Genomic DNA, 19,820 nt, shown 5'->3' on the forward strand with positions numbered 1-19,820 from the left:
GCCGGAGCAGGCTGGGGCCGGTCAGATGCCGCGCATGCGGAGGACGTGGAGGGCGAGGGTGAGGTTGAGGCGCAGGTGGGCGTCCTCGGTGAAGTTGCCGAGCATCCGCTCCAGCTTGCCGATGCGGTAGCGCAGCGTGTTGTAGTGGAAGTGCAGGCGGCGGGCGGTCTCGGCGACGTTGAGGTTGGTCTCCAGCAGCACCTGCAGCGTGCGGCGCAGGTCGGCGTTCTCGGCGTCGTCGTCACCGGCGAGCGGGCCGAGGGTCTCCTTCACGAAGGCGTGCAGCTCGGCGGTGTCGTTGACCAGGGACAGCAGCCGGTAGACGCCGAGCTGGTCGAAGTGGGCGACGGCGCCCCGGCCGTGCAGCTGCCGCCCCACCCGGGCGGCCTTGAGCGCCTGGCCGTAGGCGTCGGGCAGCGCGTCCGCGCCCTGGGCGACCCTGCTCATGCCGGTGGAGAAGGTCGCGGGCCGGGAGTCGGCGAAGGACGCCGTGGCGTCCTTCGCCAGGCGGGTCAGGTCGACGCCGGAGCCGACGATGGCGACCACCTCGTGGGAGAAGCCGGCCACGGCGCCGTTCGGGTCGTGACGGCGCAGCGCGGTGACCCAGGCGGCGAGCAGCCGGTCCGGCGGGATGTCCCACTCGGGGTCGATCTCGGCGACCACCACCCCGACCGGCCGTTCGAGGTCCCAGCCGAAGGCGCGGGCGCGGGCGGCGACCCGCAGGCCGCCACGCCCGGTGAGGACGTCGCGCAGGAAGTCGGCGCGGTATTTGCTCTCGACGGCGGTGACGGCCTCCTGGCGGGTGACCACCAGCGCGGCGACCGTGGCGGCACGTTCGAGGATGCCGACGTCGCCCTCGCGCATGGCACCGCCCGGGGTGTAGGCGACGATGCGCCCGTGGTGGTGGCCGCCGGCCACGACGGGCACGACGGTGTAGCCGCCGCCCGAGACGGCGGGCACGGCCTCCAGCGCGGCGGTGTCCCCCGCGGCGGACAACACCGCGCCCGCGGCGTCGACCACCGCCACCGAGACGTCCAGGAGCCCGGCCACCTCGGCGACGACCTCGCGCAGTCCACCGCCGGCCAGCACGATCTGGACGAGGGCGCGGTGCGCCTCCTCGGTGCGGGCGAGCAGGGCCGCCTGGCGGTTGAGGATGTCGGTGAGGACCTGGTTGAGGATGTCGTCGAAGCCGACGTCGTTGGGTAGCAGGATGAGCGGGAAGCCGAGCCGGTCGGCCTGCTCGACCATCTCGCCGGGCAGTTCGTCGACGTACCTGCCGAGCTTGACGCCGAGCGCCGCCAGGCCCCGCTCGTCGAGGTCGGTGACGAGCGTGCCGAGCGACTGGGGGGTGTTGCGCAGGGGGTAGCCGGTGGTCAGCAGCAGCTCGTGCGGCTTGACCCAGGCGAGGATGTCGGGGACCTCCATGACGTTGAGCCGCTGGACGACGCGGTCGAGGCCGCTCTCACCACCGATCAGCCGGGCCCCGGCGAGAGTGGAGACACCGAGCACCTCGCCCACCGAGACCCCGTGAATGATGGTGCCCGTGGAGGCCGAACGCATCGCCGGGGGTGACAGGTCAGCAGCCATGCTCAGCTCCAGGGTGTAACGCCTTTTCGGTGATTCTGACGGAACAGATCTCCTGTCAACAAGAGCCAACTCCACGCGGAAGTGTTGTCAGCTTTCTCCGTACGTCGGGCTTTCGGACCGTTCTACGTTCTCCAGAGACTCGCGGGGAGGCCGAGTAGTGACTGTGGGGACGCGTACATCGATCCGACACCGCCCGCCTGCGCGCACCAAGGCGTACGGGGCGGCGAGCACGGCGCTGCGGCCCGCGCTCGAGTCGCCCCGCCGCCCGGCGCGGGTGCTGGCCGTCTTCCCGCTCGGCCTCTACCTGGAGATCCGCGGCGACGTGGAGCCGTTCGTCGTGGCCGTCGTCACCGGTGAGGCGACCCGCCTGCCGAACGCGGTGGTGCTCGGCGAGGCGCTGCCGCCGGTCGTGGGCGGCGAGGAGGCCGTCGTGGGCGACGGATGCGTCGAGATCGGCGGGGTCAGCGTGCAGGTCCGGCGCTGGTGGGACCCCGCTCCCGCCCTCGGGCCGGTCGGGCTGGACCGCCTGGCGCCGGCGCTTTCGGCGCTCGAGGGCATCTGCGCGGCCTCCGGCCGGGCGACCGGCCTCGAACCCGGCGGGGCAGGGACCCTGCTCGCCGAGGGATGCGCGCAGGGATCGCTCGTGCGGGCCATCAGCGCCGCCGAGCGGCTCATGGGACTCGGTCCCGGTCTGACGCCGAGCGGCGACGACATGCTCGCCGGTGTGCTGGTCGCGCTGCGGCGGCTCGGTCAGGCCGCGGGCGTGGAGCGGGCCGTGTGGCTGGCCGACTGGCTGGCGGCGACCGTCTCCTTCGACGCGCGTACGCGCACCACGCCCATCTCGGCGACGCTGCTGTACTGCGCCGCCCAGGGGCAGGCGTGCGCGGAGGCGCTGGCCGTACTGCGCGGGCTGGCGGGCCACCAGCCGCTGGAGCCCGCGGTGCACCGGTTACTGCGGCTGGGTCACACCTCGGGCGCGGATCTCGCCTGGGGTCTGCGCGCGGGTGCGTTCGCGGTGCTGAGCCTTGGTGGCGCCGTGACCCCGAGCAGGTCCGGCGGCTTTACAAAGTAGATCAAAAGTAGCGTTAACCGGCGAACACGACTGACGTCCGTCACCGCCCAGCCATCGCGAATCGGGTCATCCAGACCGGCCCCACCGGCGCCGGAACCCGGCCCGATCACTGGGATCCGGACCTGGACAGAAGGGCGCCGGGGCCGGGCGGGAAGGCCCCGGCAGGGCCGGACCACCCACGGACGACTCCGGACGGACGCTCCTCGACGTCGCGCCGAGGGGCCGGGTCCCAGAGGAACGAGTCCCCCATCGGGACGACGTCCCACACAGCCTGTCGGGAATCGTGTGAGAAATCGGCTGAGATGCGGTGAGCGACCAGTGAAAGTTAATCGCGTGACGCGAGGGGCGGTGAGCGACCGTTGACGACGAACGCCGATCGGGTCGAGGTGCGCCCCGGCGTCTATCACGACTCGGTGAGCCTGATGCGGGTGAGCCAGGCGCTCGGGTCGCGCCCGGGCGTCACCCTCGCCGTGGTGGCCATGGCGACCGACCTCAACGTCGAGCTGGCCCGCGAAGCCGGGTTCGCCGTGCCCCCCGCGGGCCCCACGGACCTCCTGGTGGCCATCAGGGCCGGCGGCGAGGCCGAGCTGGAGGAGGCCGCCGCCGAGCTGGAACGGCAGTTCGCCGCGCTGGCCAGGGGCGCGGCCGCGGGCGGCGCGGCGACCGGTGAGATGGCCCCGCGCACCACGCGGGCCGTCGCCCGGGTCTTCGACGCCTCGCTGGTGCTGGTGTCGGTCCCCGGCGAGCACGCGTTCGCCGAGGCCATGGACGCCGTCGAGGCGGGCCTGCCGGTGATGATCTTCAGTGACAACGTGCCCGTCGAGCAGGAGGTCCTGCTCAAGCGGCGGGCGGCCGAACGCGGCGTCCTGGTCATGGGGCCCGACTGCGGCACCGCCGTCGTGGGCGGCGCCGGGCTGGGTTTCGCCAACGTGCTGCGCCCCGGCCCGGTCGGCGTGGTGGCCGCCTCCGGCACCGGCGCCCAGCAGGTGACCTGCCTGCTCGACCACGCAGGCGCGGGGGTGAGCCACGTCCTCGGCGTCGGCGGCAGAGACCTGTCCTCGGCGGTGGGCGGCGCCTCCACCCTGGCCGCGCTGGCCGCCCTGGACGCCGACCCCGCCACCGAGCTGATCGTGCTGATCTCCAAGCCCCCGGCCCCCGAGGTGGCGCAGACCGTGCGCCAGGCAGTGGAGGGCCTGGCCACCCCGGTGGTCACCGCCCTGCTCGGCCCCGGCCAGGACGACCTGACCGCCGCGACCGAGAAGGCGCTGCGCGCGCTCGGCCTGCCGGTCCCCGAGTGGCCGAGCTGGACGCCGCCGGAGCCCTCCGCACCAGGCGAAGGGCCGGCGCCGCGCGAGTTGCACGGGCTGTACTCCGGCGGCACGCTGTGCGCCGAGGCCGCGATCATCGCGGGGAGCGGCGATTTCACCGACTTCGGCGACGACGCCTACACCGTCGGCCGTCCCCATCCGATGATCGACCCGACCGTGCGCCTGGAGGCGCTCGAACGGGCCTCCGGCGTCGTGCTGCTCGACGTGGTGCTCGGCCACGCCGCCGATCCCGACCCCGCCGAGCGGCTGGCGCCTGCGGTCGCGCGGGCCGTGGGGCGCGGCGCGTCGGTGGTCGTGGCCCTGGTGGGCACCGCCTCCGATCCCCAGGGGCTGGGCCGGCAGGCGCAGTCCCTGGTCGCGGCGGGTGCGACGGTCTTCACCTCGAACGCGGCGGCCGCCAGGCACGCCGCGAGTCTGGCCGGGAGGTCACGGTGACGATGTCCATGCTGCAGGGCGAGCCGCGGGTGATCACCGTCGGCGCCTCGGTGCTGGCCGAGTCGCTCGACCGGCAGGCCGTCCCGCGCCTCGGGGTCGAGTGGCGGCCCCCGCTGCCGGGCACCTCGCAGGCGCTGGCGAAGGTCCTGGCCGACCCGCGGCGCGAGGCCGCCAACCGGACGGCCGCCGGCCGGCTGACCTCGGCGCGTCCGAGACTCGTGGCGGCACGGCCCGCGCGCGAGGTGCTCGGCCTGCCCGCCCGTACATTCCTGCACGCCGGGCCGCCGATCGAGTGGGAGCGGGCGTCCGGGCCGATGCGCGGCGCGCTCGCCGGCGCCGCGATCTTCGAAGGGCTCGCCGCGAACGCCGAGGAGGCCGAACGGCTGCTCGCCTCGGGCGGCGTGCGGCTCGACTCCTGCCACCACCACCGCACCGTCGGGCCGATGGCCGGGGTGGTCAGCCCGTCGATGTGGATGTTCGAGGTCGCCGACGACGAGTACGGCGGCACCGCCTACTGCTCGCTCAACGAGGGCCTGGGCAAGGTGCTGCGCTACGGGGCCTACGGGCAGGAGGTCATCGAGCGGCTGCGCTGGATGGGCGAGGTGCTCGGCCCGGTGCTCGCGGCGGCGCTGGAGCTGAGCGGTCCGATCGACCTGCGGTCGCTGATCGCCCAGGCGCTGCAGATGGGCGACGAGCTGCACAACCGCAACCGTGCCGCGACCTCGCTGTTCGTCCGCGAGATCGCGCCGTCGATCGTCGACGCCTCCCCCCGGCACGCCGCCGACGTGCTGCGGTTCGTCAACGGCAACGACCACTTCTTCCTGAACGCCGGGATGGCCGCGGGCAAGGTCTGCGCCGACGCCGCACGCGATGTCCCGGGGTCGTCGATGGTGGTGGCGATGGCGCGCAACGGCACCGATTTCGGCATCCAGGTGTCCGGGCTCGGCGACCGCTGGTTCACCGGCCCCGCCGGGGTGCCCGACGGCCTCTATCTCGGCGCGTACGGGCCGCAGGACGCCAATCCCGACATCGGCGACTCGACGATCACCGAGACGACCGGCCTCGGCGGGTTCGCCATGGCCGCCTCGCCGGCGATCGTCCGTTTCGTCGGCGGCGACGTTTCGGACGCGGTCGCCGCGACCCGGTCGATGTACGAGATCACGCTGGCCGAGCACCCGGCGTACCAGATCCCCGGGCTCGGCTTCCGGGGCACGCCGACGGGCATCGACGTGGCGCTCGTCGCGCGGACCGGGCTGCTTCCGGTGGTCAACACCGGCATCGCGGGCCGGGTGGCCGGAACGGGGCAGGTGGGGGCGGGTCTGGTGACGCCACCCGCGGAGGCGTTCATCGCGGCGCTGACGGCGCTCGGCGCACATTAAAGGACGACCGAATTCCCATTGACCGTCCTTTGACCCTAATATCAGTGGCCAGGCTCACAGTCCAGATGGTGCCGATGAACAGTACATGATCCATTAAACGGTGATATGACGCGGACGAGGGTGAAGTGGGGGCCGCGGTATGACGACCGATGGCGCACTGGGGAGAGCGCCCTCGATGGCAGAGGGTAGGAGCCCGCTCGGCGAGGCCGGTGTCACACCCGAGGGGCAAGGACGGCTGGTCGGCCGGCGTTACCGGCTGCTCTCACCCGTGGGCCGCGGCGGCATGGGCATGGTCTGGCACGCCCATGACGTGCTGCTCGACCGCGACGTCGCCGTCAAGGAGCTCATCCTCCCCTTCGGGCTGGACAGCGCGGGCAAGCAGGTCGCGCACCGGCGCATGCTGCGCGAGGCACGCTCGGCCGCCCGCCTCAGCCACCCGGGCATCGTCACCGTCCACGACGTCGTCGAGGAGGACGGCCGTCCGTGGATCGTCATGGAGCTCGTACGCGCCTGGTCACTGGAGCAGGCCGTGCGCCAGAGCGGGCCGCTGCCGGTCGTCCAGGCCGCCGAGATCGGCGTCCGGGTGCTCGACGCGCTGCGGCACGCGCACGCCGCGGGCATCCTGCACCGCGACGTCAAACCCGGCAACGTGCTGCTGACCGCCGACCGCGTGGTGCTGACCGACTTCGGCATCGCCGCGATCGAGGGCGACGTCACCATCACCCAGACCGGGCTGCTCATGGGCTCGCCCGCCTACATCCCGCCGGAGCGGCTGCAGGGCCGGCCGATCACGCACGCCGCCGACCTGTGGTCGTTCGGCGCGACGCTGTACGCCGCCGTCGAGGGCCGCCCGCCGTACGAGGGCCCGGACGCCGTGGCGGTGCTCGGCTCCGTGCTCACCCAGGAGCCCAACCGTCCCCAGCGCGCCGGCGCCCTGCTGCCGGTGATCGAAGGGCTGCTGCGCAAGAACCCCGCCGACCGCATGCCCGCCGCCCAGGCCGCAGACCTGCTCGAACGGGTGCTGCGCACGCACGGAGCCGGCCGGCGGCCGTCCCAGCAGCTGCCGACGCAGGGAGAGTCGACCCCCGTGGCCATGCTTCCCCCGCTCGACCCGCCGTCCGGGCCGCTGCCCTCGCGCATCATCGAGACCCCGTCGGGCCCGGTGCGCGTCCCGGTCGAGCGCGCCCCCGCAGACCAGACCGGTGACCGCCCCGGCCCGTTCCAGACCGGCGGCGTCACCGCTCCGAACGCCATGCCGGGCACCCCTGGGTACGGCGCTCCGGGCGGGCGGCCCGACCCCTATGACGCGCTGCGCAGCGCCTCCGGCCCGCAGTCGAGCCCGGACGGGCCGCGGCCGAATCCCTACGACGCCCTGAGAAGCCCCACCGGCCCGCAGCCGAGCCCGGACGGGCCGCGGCCGAATCCCTACGACGCCCTGAGAAGCCCCACCGGCCCGCAGCCGAACCCCTACGACGCGCTACGCAGCCCTTCCGGCCCGCAGCCGATCCCGGACGGGCCGCGGCCGAATCCCTACGACGCCCTGAGAAGCCCCACCGGCCCGCAGCCGATCCCGGACGGGCCGCGGCCGAATCCCTACGACGCCCTGAGAAGCCCCACCGGCCCGCAGCCGAACCCCTACGACGCCCTGCGCAGCCCTTCCGGCCCGCAGCCCGGCGCACCGGGGGCCGGCCCCGATCCGTACGACGCCCTGCGCAGCGGCTCCGGGCCGCAGGAGGCACCGCACCGGGGGCCCGCGTCCTACGACGCGCTGCGCTCCCCGTCGGGGCCGAACGCGGCGGTCGACCCCTACGACGTGCTCCGGCCGGCCGGCCCCGGCACCGGCCCGCACGCCGCTCCGGTCGAGCGTGGACCGGGCGGCGATGACGCGCTGGTCGCGGGGACGCCGGGCTCGCGGGTCTGGCCTCCGGACGCCTCTCGCAACATCGCCGACGAACTGGCCAAGGAGGTCGGCGACCCGTTCGGCAGGCGGGGCGGCGGCGAGGTGGACACCGCCGGGCGGCCCGAGGGCAATGCGTACGGGCGCGGGCGCCGCTCGCGTGCCGCCGAGGCCGGGGACGACGACCGCGAGGGCCGCTCCCCCGTCCTGCTCGTCCTGGCCGGCGTCGGCATCGTCGGCGTGGTGGCGGCGCTGCTGTTCGTGCTGTGGCCCGCCGGTTCCCCCTCCGATGACCAGGCCGCCGCGCCGCCCGCCGTGAGCGACCGGGCCTCGGCGCCCGCCTCGCCCGCGGCCACGGCCGGCTCCGCCGACCCGCCGCCCGCGACCAAGATCCCCGGCGGGTTCCGCGCGCACACCGCCGCCGGTGTGTCGGTGGCGGTCCCCGGCGACTGGACGATGTCGGCCTCCGACGAGGCGGTGACCTACACCGGGCCCAAGAGCTCCGGACGCCGCGTCCAGATCAAGAAGGTCACGCCCACCGGCGACGACGGCCTTGATCTGCTGACCAAGGCCAAGGACCAGGCCACGCTCACCGACTACGCGCAGGCCCGGCTGGAGTCCTCCCCGCTCGGCGACGGCAAGTGGGAGGGCAGCGTGTGGGAGTACACCTACACCGCGCTCAACAACGTCACCACGCACGCGATGACCAGGTACGTCGCCGTCAGCGACACCGCGGCCTACCAGGTGACCTTCACCGCGCCGGACGCCGAGTGGGACCAGCCGGACACCCGCGAGGCGATGTCCGTGCTCTGGAGCAGCTTCAAGCCCGCGAGCTGACCGGCGCCGGGCCGGCGTCGCGGGCGGCCGGTCAGGCGCCGGGAGCGGAAGCCGGGGCCAGCGGGATGAGGATCTCGTCCTCCAGCGGCGGCTCGATCTCCTGCGGGCGGCAGCCGGTCGCGGCGAAGCAGCGGATGCGCAGCACGCCGTTCTCGACCGACACGTGCAGGAAGCTCTTGAAGAACGGCGGGGTGTCCCAGTCGGACAGCTCGGAGAACCAGCGGTGGAAGGTGCGTCCCACCGGCAGCCGGAACGGCATCGGGCGGCCGCCGAGGATGCGCGCGGCCCACTTCATCCGCGCCGTGATCCGCTTCGGCGGGGCGGCGTCGCCCCGCCCGCCCGCGCCTCCGGCGGCCACCGGGACCTCGCCGGAAGCGCCATGGCCCGAGCCGTCGTCCGCCGTGCCACCGGTGCCCGGGAGCACCGGGACGGGCTCGCCCGCCGTACCGTCGCCGGTGCCGACCGGGCGCGGCGGCACGTTGCCGATGTGGTCGGACATCAGCGTCAGGCCCTCGTCCGGCGTGAGGTACAGCCAGGGCATGCGCAGGCGGTGGCTGTAGAGCTTGCTGTAGAACGACAGCGAGTCGCCGCGCAGCGGGTAGCAGCGGAAGTCGTCCTCGTGGACGCCGCCCACGTCCACCCGGGGGATGGTGTGCGTGGCGTGCATGAACGCCCCCGCGCCGCCGGCCACGATGTACTGGATCGTCCGGTCGCCGACCCGCACCGGATAGCGCTGGTAGTTGTGGGTGTCGCCGCCGATCGCCGCCACGTAGCCGTGCGCGGGGTCCCGGACGATCTCGTCCACGGTGCCGCCGCCCTCGATGGGGCACGGGTGGTACTGGTTGCGGTCGTAGATCGGCTTGCCGGTGATCAGCACCTTCGGCCGGGGGTCGGCCGAGACGCGGCGCAGCCAGGCCCCCTGGTCGCGGTCGATGGTGCCGGTGATCCCGGTGTCGATGCCGACCAGCAGCAGGCCGGGCAGGTCGATCGCCCAATATGGCCCCGGCTGGGGCTCGGCCTGCTGGGAGGGCCGGGAACGACGGCTTCGCGCCTGCGCCAGGCGCGGCTCGTCGATCGGCTCGGGAGCCTTCCAGAACAGGCCGCGCAGGCCCGCCGGGGAGAGCGAGAACCCGCGCCGCTCGGCCTCCAGCGGCGGCGCGTCGCAGAACACCCGCATGAACCCGCCGAGACCGTCGTACCAGTCGTGGTTGCCGGGCAGGGCGTAGATCGGCCCGGGATAGTCCTGGTAGGGGCGGAAGAACTTCGCGTCGTACTCGTTGCCGGAGCCGGTGGGGTAGATGACGTCGCTGGCGATGACGGCGAAACGGGTGCCTTCCGCGAGGGCCAGCATGCCGGGGACGACGGCGTACTGCGAGGCGTCGCCCTCACCGGTGTCGCCGAGGATCAGAAAGCTGTAGGCGGGCCCGGCGTCGATGGTGATCCGGCGGTCGGGGTCGGCGCCCTGCTGCTCGCGCGCGGCCATCCACCGGCGGCGCACCTCGCTCGACGGGTCGCCGAAGAGCTGCGCGAGGATCTCGTTGCGCGAGCTCACGAGGGTGGCCAAGCGCAGCCAGGAGAACGACCTGTCGTCGGGGCGCAGGCTCGCGAAGGTGCCGATCTCCTGGCAGGACCACCCGGCGCCCTCTTCTGAGACCCGCGAGGAGCCGCGTCTGCCGCGCTCCGCCGCCCGATCGACGTCCACCATGGGTCCATCTTCGCCGATCTTGCCGCGCCGTACGGGCCGAATCGCGCACCGTGACGCAATGGAGGCCGAGCGGCGTTCAGGGGGCGGCGTTCAGGGGATCAGGACGCCGGGGTTGAGGATGCCGGCCGGGTCGAGGCGCTCCTTGACCGCGCGCAGGATCTCCACCCCCAGCTCGCCGATCTCGGCGGCGTAGGCGGCCAGGTGGTCGCGGCCCACCCCGTGGTGGTGGGAGATGGTGCCGCCCGCGAGCACGACGGCCTCGTTCACCGCCCGCTTGGCGGTCGCCCACTGCTCCAGCGGGTCGCCGGCCTGTGCGGTGACCACGGTGAAGTACAGCGAGGCCCCGGTCGGGTACAGGTGGGACAGGTGGCACATGACCAGCGGCGGGTTCGCCTGCCCCGCCTCGCCGGCGGGAGACAGCGCGACGCTGAGCACCAGCCGCACGGCGTCGTACAGCCGCGGCAGGCCCGACCAGAAGCAGGCCGTCTCCAGCGTCTCGACGGTCGCCCCGGCCGCCAGCAGCGCGTCGCGCAGGTAGGGGGCGCTGTAGCGGCCGTGCGCCCACGCCTCCCCCGGCTCCGGGCCGAGGTAGACCCCGCCGAGCGCCGACAGGGCGCCCGCGGTGCGCTCGCGGCGGTGGGCGACGTCCTCGCCGGTCCCCTCGTACCCGACCACGGCCAGGCACCCGGCGTCGGCCTGGACGCCGCCGATCTCGCCGGGCTTGGCCAGGCCGACCATGGTCTCGGTCTCGTCGGACAGGCGCAGCACGGTGGGCATCGGCCCGTCCTGGGCCAGGCGCCGCAGGGCGGCCGTCCCTGCCCTGAACGTGGGGAACCGCCACCCCTCGTAGACCTTCTCCGCCGGGGCGCTCCGCGCGCGCAGCCGCAGCGAGGTGATGACGCCGAAGGCGCCCTCGGAGCCGAGCACGAGCTGGCGCAGGTCGGGGCCGGCGGCGGACTTGGGCGCGCGCCCGAACTCCATGGTGCCGCGCGGGGTGGCGACCGTGACGCCGACGACCATGTCGTCGAACCGGCCGTACCCGGCCGACGCCTGGCCGCTGGAGCGGGCCGCCGCGAACCCGCCGAGGGTCGCGTACTCGTAGGACTGGGGGAAGTGCCCGAGCGTGAGCCCGTGCCCGGCCAGCAACTGCTCGGCCTGCGGGGCGCGCAGCCCCGGCTCCACGTCCACGACCATCGACTCGGCGTCCACCGACAGCAGCCGGTCGAGCCGCGCCAGGTCCAGGGCGATCACGCCGGCGAAACCCTGCCGGGAGGCCACGAGCCCGCCGACGACCGAGGTGCCGCCGCCGAACGGCACCACGGCGACCCGGTGGCGGGCGCAGACGCGCAGGACCTCCAGCACCTCCTCGTGCGAGCCGGGCAGCAGCACCGCGTCGGGGGCGTCCGAGGCGTCACCGGCGCGCATGCGCAGCAGGTCCGGGGTGGACTTGCCGCGGGTGTGCCTGATGCGCGCGTCGTCGTCGAAGCGCAGGTGCTCGGCGCCGACGACCTTGCGCAGGTCGGCCAGCACGAGGGGGGACAACGCGACCGGGCCGAGCCTGACCTCGCCGAAGCTCGCCGGCGGCACGGCGGGCGCGCGGACGCCGAGCAGCTCGCTCAGCAGCCTGCGGACGGACTGCGGCAGCTCGGCGGCCTTGGCGGGATCACCCCAGCCGGACCAGAGCATCGGTTCGGCCGCGGTCTTGGGAGTTTCCACGTCCTACACTGTGACACGCTCCACTCCGGCCCCTCGGCCGGGGCGGCCTTCCGGAGGCGCCCGTGACCCCCTCTGCCAGTTCCTCCCCGACGCCTGAGGGGCCTTCCCTGAACGCCGCCCGGCGGGCGCGCGAGCTGGCCGAGGCGCGCGAGGCGGTCGTGGACCTGCTGGTGGTCGGGCTGGGCGCGACGGGGGCGGGGGTGGCGCTCGACGCGGCGTCCCGGGGCCTGTCCACGGTGGCGATCGACGCGCACGACCTGGCGTTCGGCACCTCGCGGTGGAGCTCGAAGATGATCCACGGCGGGCTGCGCTACCTGGCCAGGGGTCAGGTGGGCGTGGCCAGAGAGAGCGCCGTCGAGCGCGGGGCGCTGCTCGCGCGCACCGCGCCGCACCTGGTGCGCGCCCAGCCGTACCTGCTGCCGCTGACGCCGGAGGTCTCCTCGCGGCGGGCGGCGGTCCTGATGGCCGGCTACCGGCTCGGCGACCTGCTGCGCCGCTCGGCGGGCACGCCCCGCAGACTGCTTCCCGGCCCGTCCCGGGTGCCGCCGGGTCACGCCCGCGCGCTGTTCCCCGCGCTGCGCGCCGAAGGGCTGCGCGGCGCGCTGGCCTCCTTCGACGGGCGGGTGGTGGACGACGCCCGGCTGGTGGTCGCGATCGCGCGCACCGCCGCGGCGTACGGGGCGCGCGTCCTGACGCGGTGCCGCGCGCTGTCGCTGCACGGGGACGGCGCCGAGGTGCGCGACGAGCTGTCGGGTGAGGTGTTCGCGATCCGCGCCCGCAGGGTGGTCAACGCGGCGGGCGTGTGGGCGGGCCTGCTGAGCCCGTCGGTACGGCTGCGGCCCTCCCGGGGGACGCACCTGGTGCTGCCCGCCGGTGCGCTGGGCGGGCCGCGGGCGAGCCTGCACGTGCCGATGCCGGGCGGCGGCGCGCGGTTCGCGCTCGTGCTGCCCCAGTCCGACGGGCGGGTGTACGTGGGCCTGACCGACGAGCCGGTGGACGGCCCGGTGCCGGACGTGCCCGAGCCACCCGAGGCCGATGTCGCCCTCCTGCTGGAGGTGCTGAACGCGGTCCTCGCGACTCCTGTGGCCAGAGAGGACGTGGCGGGCGCCTACGCGGGCCTGAGACCGCTGCTGGACGGCGGAGGGCGCACGACCGACCTCTCCCGCAGGCACGCGGTCATCGCGGCTCCTGACGGCGTTCTGACCGTTGTCGGCGGCAAGCTGACGACGTACCGGCGGATGGCGCAGGACGCCGTGGACGCCGCGTTCCCCGGCGCGCCGCCGAGCCGCACGGCGCGGCTGCCCCTGACCGGCGCCCCCGGCGGGCCCCGCGCGCGGGCTCCCGAGGGCTCTGGCGCGAACGCGGTGGACGACACGTGGCCGCACTCCGCCGGCACGCGCATCGTGCCGGGCTTCGGCGGCGCGCGGACCGGTCCGGGCGCGCAGGCGGGCCCGGCCGGCAGGGCGGGAGGGCGGGTGCCGGCCCGGCTGGTGGAGCGGTACGGCACCGAGGCCGCCGAGGTCCACGCGCTCGCGCTCGGCGACCCGGCGCTGGCGCGGACCCTGCCGACCGGGGTGACGGTGGCCGAGCTCGTGTGGGCCGTGCGCCACGAGGGCGCGCTGGACGCCGGCGACCTGCTGGACCGCCGCACCCGCGTCGGCCTGGTGCCCCCCGACCGGGCGGCGGCCCTCCCCGCCGCCGAACGCGTCCTGCGCGAGCACGCCCCCTAGCGGCCGGGCGACACGTACGAGCTCGGGTCCGGCGGCCTGGCAGTCCGCATGCCACGCGCCTTGCGAACGCGTCCTGCGCGAGCACGCCCCATAGTGGCCGGGCGACACGTACGAGCCCCACGCACGGTCCGCCGACCCACCGTCCGCCGGCCTCGCGGCTTGCGAACGCGTCCTGCGCGAGCACGCCTCCGGCGCCCCACCCCCATAGCGGCCGGGCGGACCCTTGCGCGGTCCGGCGGCCCCGGGCCGGGTTCTCCTGCCGCGCCGTCCACCGGCCACGCGCCCTTGCGCCGGAGGCCGCGTCCCGCACACGGCGTTGGGACAGGCGCCCAGAAGCCTTGACAGGGAACTCTCCGAGACCGTCACCGATGCCACCCGGCGGCCCGTGTTGGTACGTCTCGGGACCGCGCTCCGGACCGGCGGCGCTTTCGGGGGTGCCGTGCCCGTGGTCGTCGTGGGCCGGGGATTAACAAGTGATGGGGGTGCGGGGCAAGTGAAGTACGAAAATCGGACGGTGAGTAATCTCACATCCCGGAAACCGCATGTCCTTCCCAGATTCGGACATTCAGCTCAGCTCACGCCTCGCACATGAGCGGCATAACCGTTAGGTTAGTCTTACCTAAGTGATCGGGGAGGAAGCGTGACGATGAACCGGGCACGGGGGTGTGATCACCCGGCCGGCTGCCACACGGGAGAGGTTCCCACCCTCGCGAGCGCCACCACCGGCGCCCGGTTCTGGCTGCTCATCGAGCACCGCGGTCCCTGGGCCGCGCGGCTGGAGGAGTGCGAGCTGCCCGAGCCCGTCCATGAGCTGATCCGCCGCGCGGCGGATCTCGGCGTGCGCGCCCAGCTCATCCGGCGTCCGCTGCAGCGTCACGCGACGTCCGGCCCGGTGCACGTCATGGTCGCCGATACCACGGCGAGGGAACCGTGGATCGCCGAGGGCGTCTTCCTGGATCCGCGCGATCTTGACCTGGGATCTCTCGTGCGCGGAGTGGTACCGGAGTCCTGCATACTGGTGAAGGAGCCGGTGTTCCTGGTCTGCACGCATGCCAGGCGCAACGCGTGTTGCGCCCGCATTGGTCTTCCCATCGCGCGGGTTTTGGGTGAGAGCCAGCCGGGAAGAGTGTGGGAAACCACTCATGTGGGCGGCGATCGCTACGCCGCTAACCTCGTGTGCTTGCCACACGGGCTTTACTACGGCAGCATGTCTCAGGCTGCCGCGATCGCGGCGGCAAACGCGTACCGGCACGGCGAGATCGTTCTCGACCGTTTCCGGGGACGCGCAGGCATCCCTGAGCCATCGCAGGCCGCCGAGCATTTCGTCCGGGTACATACGGGCGAGTTGTCGGTAGGCGGAGTGGCCGTGGAAACCACCAGGTCGGACGGTGACGTCACCGAGGCGATCGTTCGCCACGGGGACGTCCGGTTCCGGGTTGCGGTCGAGCGGACGATGTTCGCGCCATGCGGCATCGCGTGCGCCGACACGATCGCGACCTACAGGCTTGCGGCGCTGGAGTCCTTCCAGTGCGGCACGCCCGTCCTGACCTGAGGCTCCAGACGGAGCCGGGAACACCTCGGCCTACCACAGCGTTGGAACAGTCGACGCCACATGCGTCCAATGCGGCACAAACCCAGAAATACCTCTCACCTACTCACCTAAGGTGGTTTCTCATGTCTCAGGTACGTCGGCAGATCGCCCGCCCGCGCCCCAGCTGGGGATGGCAGGATGACGCCGCGTGCCGGGGAGAGGACCTCGTGCTGTTCTTCGGCCCTGACGGCGAGCGTCAGCCGGAGCGCGACATCCGCGAGCGCAAGGCCAAGGCCATCTGTGCCCAGTGTCCAGTCCGTGCAGAGTGCCTCGACTACGCCCTTTCACGTCCCGAGAAGTACGGCACGTGGGGCGGGCTCAACGAGGACGAGCGCGCGTCCGAGCGCCGTCGGCGCATGCGGCGTGCCGCCAGCGCGGGCATCAGTGCTGCCTGAACCCTCCACCGGCATGATCCTCCGGCGTGATCATGCGGCTTTTCCGCTCCTGTACGCCTCCAGGGCCGAAATTGCCGCATGATCATGCGGGCGCCCTCCTTCGAAGAAGGCGCCCACTGCTCCACCGCCCCTGAACGGGGCGTCCCGCACCTCACCGCCGAGCCGGCTCCGGCTCGGCGGATCTCTTTTCGTGACGGCCCCGATGGGCCGGTCACCGCGAAAACAGTGACGGCCCGCGACCGGCAGGCCCGCTCCCGTTCACCCGGGACGGCCCGGCCACGCGGGCCGTTCGCGTATTCCCGGCAGCGACCCCCGCCTCTTCTCCGGCCAGGTGACCAGGGCGGGCCGGACGCGCGGCGAGCCCCGCGGCGCCACTCCCCCGGCACGCCGGTCCCCCGCCGTGGCGCGGCGGGGGCACCGGCCGTCAGGGGCGGTACCTCCCCCGCACGGACTTGTGGATGATCTTCCACTGCCGGGTGGCCTCCGCCTGGAGCCGGGCGTCGCCGCGCCGGGCCATCCAGGCGGCCTCGCGCTGCAGTTTGCGCCAGCTCTGCAACCGGCGCTCCGGCAGCTCGCCGGACTCCAGCGCCGCCAGCACGGCACAGCCCGGCTCGCTCTCGTGCGCGCAGTCGGAGAACCTGCACTGCTCGGCCAGGTCCTCGATGTCGGAGAAGACCAGGTCGACGCCCTGGCTCATGTCGTACAACCCCACCCGGCGGATGCCGGGCGTGTCGATGACCAGGCCGCCGCCGGTCAGCGGGATCAGCTCGCGGTGCACGGTGGTGTGCCGGCCCCGGCCGTCGCCCGCGCGCACCTGCTGGGTCTCCATCACCTGCTCACCGGCCAGCGCGTTGACCAGGGTCGACTTGCCGGCGCCCGACGCGCCGAGGATCACCGCGGTCCGGGAACCGGCCAGGTGGGCGCGCACCAGCTCCACGCCCTCCCCGGTGATCGAGGAGACCGCGTGCAGTTCGACGCCGGGCGCGGCGGCGGCGACGTCCTGCAGCAGGGACGGCAGGTGCTCGCCGACCAGGTCGGCCTTAGTGACCAGCACGACGGGCGATGCGCCGCTCTCCCAGGCCAGGGCGAGCAGCCGCTCGATGCGGCCGAGGTCGGCGAAGTCGGTGGCGTGCAGGGCGGGCTCTGCGACGAACACCACGTCGACGTTGGCGGCGAGCACCTGCCCCTGCGAGTCGCCGGACAGGCCCTCCCGCGAGACGCGCGCCACCCCGCCGCGGACGAAGGCGGTGCGCCGGGGCAGGATCGCCTCCAGCTCATAGCGGCCCTCGGGCAGCCAGGTGAGCGCGGCCCAGTCGCCGACACAGGGCAGGGCGACCGGGTCGGCCGCGACCGCCCGCCGAAGCGGCGCGGCGTACCGGGCGTGGTGGTGGCCGTCGGCGGCGATGACGTCCGCCGTGCCGCGGTCGACGCGGGCGACACGGGCGGGGACGGTTCCGCCCGGAAGGCCTGCGGCCAGGGAGTCGTCCCAGCCGAGGAAAGAAAGATCATGACCAGAAGCGGTCAACGTAGGGCACCCTTCGGGAAGGACCGGGTGCCCAGCGGCTTCAGCGCGCTGCGGCCACCCGGGAGGAAACGGACACGGGCATGCTCAGAAAGACCCGCATGATCCTCACCTCCCGTTCGTCTGGCCGCCTCTGCTCAGATGCGAGGCGGCGCGGCCTGGGCCCACTTTATCGCGGGCCCGGCCGCGCCGGGCAACACAATTTCCTGGCGCGCCGAAGGTCAGCTCAGGCCCGGCGCCGGGAACCTGCCGGTCAGCTCGCTCACCTCGCCGTGGACCCGGGTGATGACCTCCTCGGCGTCGTCCTTGGCCAGCGCCGTGACGACCTCGTCCATCCAGGCCGCGATCTGCCGCATCTCGGCCTCGCCCATGCCGCGGCTGGTCACCGACGGGGTGCCGATGCGCAGGCCGGACGGGTCGAACGGCTTGCGCGGGTCGAACGGCACGGTGTTGTAGTTGGTCTCCAGGCCGGCCCGGTCGAGGGCCTGCGCCGCCGGCTTGCCCGCGACGCCCTTGGAGGTCAGGTCGATCAGGACGAGGTGGTTGTCGGTGCCGCCCGACACCAGCTCGAAGCCGCGCGCCGCGAGCTCCTCGGCCAGCGCCTTGGCGTTGCGGACCACCTGCTGGGCGTAGGCCCGGAAGTCGTCGGTGGACGCCTCGCGCAGCGCGACCGCGATGGCGGCCGTCGTGTGGTTGTGCGGGCCGCCCTGCAAGCCGGGGAACACGGCCTTGTTCAGCGCCTTGGCGTGCTCGTCGTCGCTGGTCATCAGCATGGCGCCGCGCGGGCCGCGCAGCGTCTTGTGCGTGGTGGTGGAGATGACGTCGGCGTGCCCGACCGGCGAGGGGTGGGCGCCGCCGGCGACCAGACCGGCGATGTGGGCGATGTCGGCGGCCAGCACCGCGCCGACCTCGCGGGCGATCTCGGCGAACGCCGGGAAGTCGATCGTGCGCGGGATGGCGGTGCCACCGCAGAAGATCAGCTTGGGACGGTGCTCCAGCGCCAGGGCGCGCACCTCGTCCATGTCGATGCGGCCAGTGTCCCTGCGCACGCCGTACCGGACCGGGGTGAACCACTTGCCGGTGGCCGAGACCGACCAGCCGTGGGTCAGGTGGCCGCCGAACGGCAGGCCCATGCCCATCACCGTGTCGCCGGGGTTCAGGAAGGCCATGTAGATCGCCAGGTTGGCCGGCGAGCCGGAGTACGGCTGGACGTTGGCGTGCGTGACGCCGAACAGCGCCTTCGCCCGCTCGATGGCCAGCGTCTCGATCTGGTCGATGACCTGCTGACCCTCGTAGTACCGCTTACCGGCGTAGCCCTCGGAGTACTTGTTGGTGAGGACGGTGCCGGTGGCCTCGAGCACGGCCCTGGAGACGTAGTTCTCCGAGGGGATCAGCTTGACGGTGTCGGCCTGGCGGCGCTCCTCCGCCTTGATCAGCTCGGCGATCTCCGGGTCCACGTTCGCGAGAGAACTCATGGCCCTAACCCCTTCGTTGGCTAACGCGGAGACCCAGGCGCCCGGCCCCCGACCTCTTCGCTCCCCGGTGGTGGCCCACCCAGACGCGCCAGTCACGTCGCGTTTCGACGCTTAGACGATAGCGGACTCGGGCTTTCTGCCGAGCCCGCCACCCGGCCACAGCCGGTCGACCTCCGCGTTGAGCGTGGCCCCGATGAGCACCGCGAGCGCGGTGATGTACAGCCACAGCAGCACGGCGATGGGCGCGGCGAGCGAGCCGTAGATGGACAGCGGCGAGAACCACGCGGCCAGCACCTCGCGTAGCACCACCGCGCAGACGATCCAGATGAGCAGCGCCAGCAGCGCGCCGGGCACCTCGCGCCACCAGCGGGTGCGCACGGGGACGCTCACGTGGTACAGCAGCGTGAGCACCAGCACCGAGCCGATGACCACCACGGGCCAGTACAGCACCGCGACCATCCCGCTGTACTGCGGCAGCGCCTCGGACAGGATCGTCGGGCCGATCACCAGCACCGGGATGACGATCAGGCCGATGAGCAGCGCCGCGAGGTAGAGCCCGAACGACAGGATGCGGGTGCGGATGATGCCGCGGGTCTCGCCGAGCCCGTAGGCGATCGAGATCAGGTCGACGTAGACGAACAGCGCGCGCGACCCCGACCACAGGGCGAGCAGGAAGCCCACCGAGATCAGCGACACCTGGCCGCCGCGCAGCACGTCGTCCAGCAGTGGCCGCACCACCCGGTCGACGGTGTTGCCGGTGAACAGCAGCTGTGACTGCTTCAGCACCCACCCGCGGGTCTCGGCGACGGTGCCGGGGCCGAGGACGCCGCCCATGTGCCCGAGCAGGCCGATGAGGCCGAGCACGAACGGGGGCAGCGACAGCAGCGCGAAGAACGCGGCCTCGCCGGCCAGGCCGGTGACCCGGAAGTTGAACCCGGAGACCGTGGTCGCGCGGACCAGCGCCCACAGACGGGAGGTTCGCAGGTCGCCCCAGGTCTTCGACCCGCGCACGACGGAAAGACGGGCGGCGGCGTTTCGCTGCGCCATCGCCCGGACCAGCCGCCAGCGGGCCCGCCGGCCCCGTGGGCGAGGCGACCTGGCCGAGGCATCGGTGGACGTCATGACTCCTCCGCTCTCCGAAGAGAGCGGCT

13 protein-coding genes and 1 riboswitch are annotated in these 19,820 nt (G+C 73.7%); of the genes, 7 read left to right on the plus strand and 6 right to left on the minus strand.

The window, feature by feature from the left end; genetic code table 11:
* Nucleotides 1-21 precede the first annotated feature (21 nt).
* A complete protein-coding gene (locus IEY93_RS06665; protein WP_189162086.1) occupies nt 22-1,587 on the minus strand; it encodes a PucR family transcriptional regulator in 1,566 nt (521 codons plus the stop codon).
* 163 nt (nt 1,588-1,750) lie between these two features.
* Between IEY93_RS06665 and IEY93_RS06670 the strand changes: the two genes are divergently transcribed.
* The 4 genes from IEY93_RS06670 (at nt 1,751) to IEY93_RS37905 (ending at nt 8,535) form a co-directional block, all read left to right on the plus strand.
* Entirely contained in the window at nt 1,751-2,659 is a 909-nt protein-coding gene (locus IEY93_RS06670) for an oxamate carbamoyltransferase subunit AllH family protein (RefSeq protein ID WP_229690917.1), read from the plus strand.
* A 359-nt stretch (nt 2,660-3,018) separates the two neighbouring features.
* The gene (locus IEY93_RS06675; protein ID WP_229690918.1) at nt 3,019-4,422 is read left to right on the plus strand and encodes an AllF/FdrA family protein; all 1,404 of its coding nucleotides are present in this window, start codon (nt 3,019-3,021) and stop codon (nt 4,420-4,422) included.
* Nucleotides 4,423-4,424: 2 nt separating this feature from the next.
* Nucleotides 4,425-5,801 carry a YlbE family protein gene (locus tag IEY93_RS06680; RefSeq protein WP_189162228.1) on the plus strand — a complete coding sequence of 459 codons (1,377 nt, stop codon included), beginning with the start codon at nt 4,425-4,427 and terminating at the stop codon, nt 5,799-5,801.
* Nucleotides 5,802-5,976: 175 nt separating this feature from the next.
* Nucleotides 5,977-8,535, plus strand: coding sequence for a serine/threonine-protein kinase (locus IEY93_RS37905; RefSeq protein ID WP_229690919.1), 2,559 nt, complete (start codon nt 5,977-5,979; stop codon nt 8,533-8,535).
* A 31-nt stretch (nt 8,536-8,566) separates the two neighbouring features.
* Here the strand turns inward: IEY93_RS37905 and IEY93_RS06690 are convergent, their stop codons facing one another.
* Entirely contained in the window at nt 8,567-10,240 is a 1,674-nt protein-coding gene (locus IEY93_RS06690; protein WP_189162088.1) for a metallophosphoesterase family protein, read from the minus strand.
* A 90-nt stretch (nt 10,241-10,330) separates the two neighbouring features.
* Nucleotides 10,331-11,926, minus strand: coding sequence for an FAD-binding oxidoreductase (locus IEY93_RS06695; protein WP_189162230.1), 1,596 nt, complete (start codon nt 11,924-11,926; stop codon nt 10,331-10,333).
* Nucleotides 11,927-12,018: 92 nt separating this feature from the next.
* Between IEY93_RS06695 and IEY93_RS06700 the strand changes: the two genes are divergently transcribed.
* The 3 genes from IEY93_RS06700 (at nt 12,019) to IEY93_RS06710 (ending at nt 15,672) form a co-directional block, all read left to right on the plus strand.
* Nucleotides 12,019-13,686, plus strand: coding sequence for a glycerol-3-phosphate dehydrogenase/oxidase (locus IEY93_RS06700; protein ID WP_189162089.1), 1,668 nt, complete (start codon nt 12,019-12,021; stop codon nt 13,684-13,686).
* 646 nt (nt 13,687-14,332) lie between these two features.
* The gene (locus tag IEY93_RS06705) at nt 14,333-15,238 is read left to right on the plus strand and encodes a sucrase ferredoxin (protein WP_189162231.1); all 906 of its coding nucleotides are present in this window, start codon (nt 14,333-14,335) and stop codon (nt 15,236-15,238) included.
* Nucleotides 15,239-15,360: 122 nt separating this feature from the next.
* On the plus strand, nt 15,361-15,672 hold the full coding sequence (locus IEY93_RS06710; RefSeq protein WP_093171423.1) for a WhiB family transcriptional regulator: 312 nt from the start codon (nt 15,361-15,363) through the stop codon (nt 15,670-15,672).
* A 424-nt stretch (nt 15,673-16,096) separates the two neighbouring features.
* On the opposite strand, the gene rsgA is transcribed toward IEY93_RS06710, so the two are convergent.
* The 3 genes from rsgA to IEY93_RS06725 form a co-directional block, all read right to left on the minus strand.
* Nucleotides 16,097-17,197: a ribosome small subunit-dependent GTPase A gene (gene rsgA, locus IEY93_RS06715; RefSeq protein WP_189162090.1), complete on the minus strand. Its 1,101-nt coding sequence runs from the start codon at nt 17,195-17,197 to the stop codon at nt 16,097-16,099.
* A 218-nt stretch (nt 17,198-17,415) separates the two neighbouring features.
* Nucleotides 17,416-18,669, minus strand: a complete 1,254-nt coding sequence (gene glyA, locus IEY93_RS06720; RefSeq protein WP_189162091.1) for a serine hydroxymethyltransferase — start codon at nt 18,667-18,669, stop codon at nt 17,416-17,418.
* A gap of 24 nt (nt 18,670-18,693) precedes the next feature.
* Nucleotides 18,694-18,775, minus strand: a riboswitch (ZMP/ZTP riboswitch).
* Between the two features lie 5 nt (nt 18,776-18,780).
* Nucleotides 18,781-19,791, minus strand: coding sequence for a YihY/virulence factor BrkB family protein (locus IEY93_RS06725; RefSeq protein ID WP_229690920.1), 1,011 nt, complete (start codon nt 19,789-19,791; stop codon nt 18,781-18,783).
* Nucleotides 19,792-19,820 lie beyond the last annotated feature (29 nt).

It is taken from the genome of Sphaerisporangium melleum (genome assembly GCF_014646695.1).
GTDB lineage: Bacteria > Actinomycetota > Actinomycetes > Streptosporangiales > Streptosporangiaceae > Sphaerisporangium > Sphaerisporangium melleum.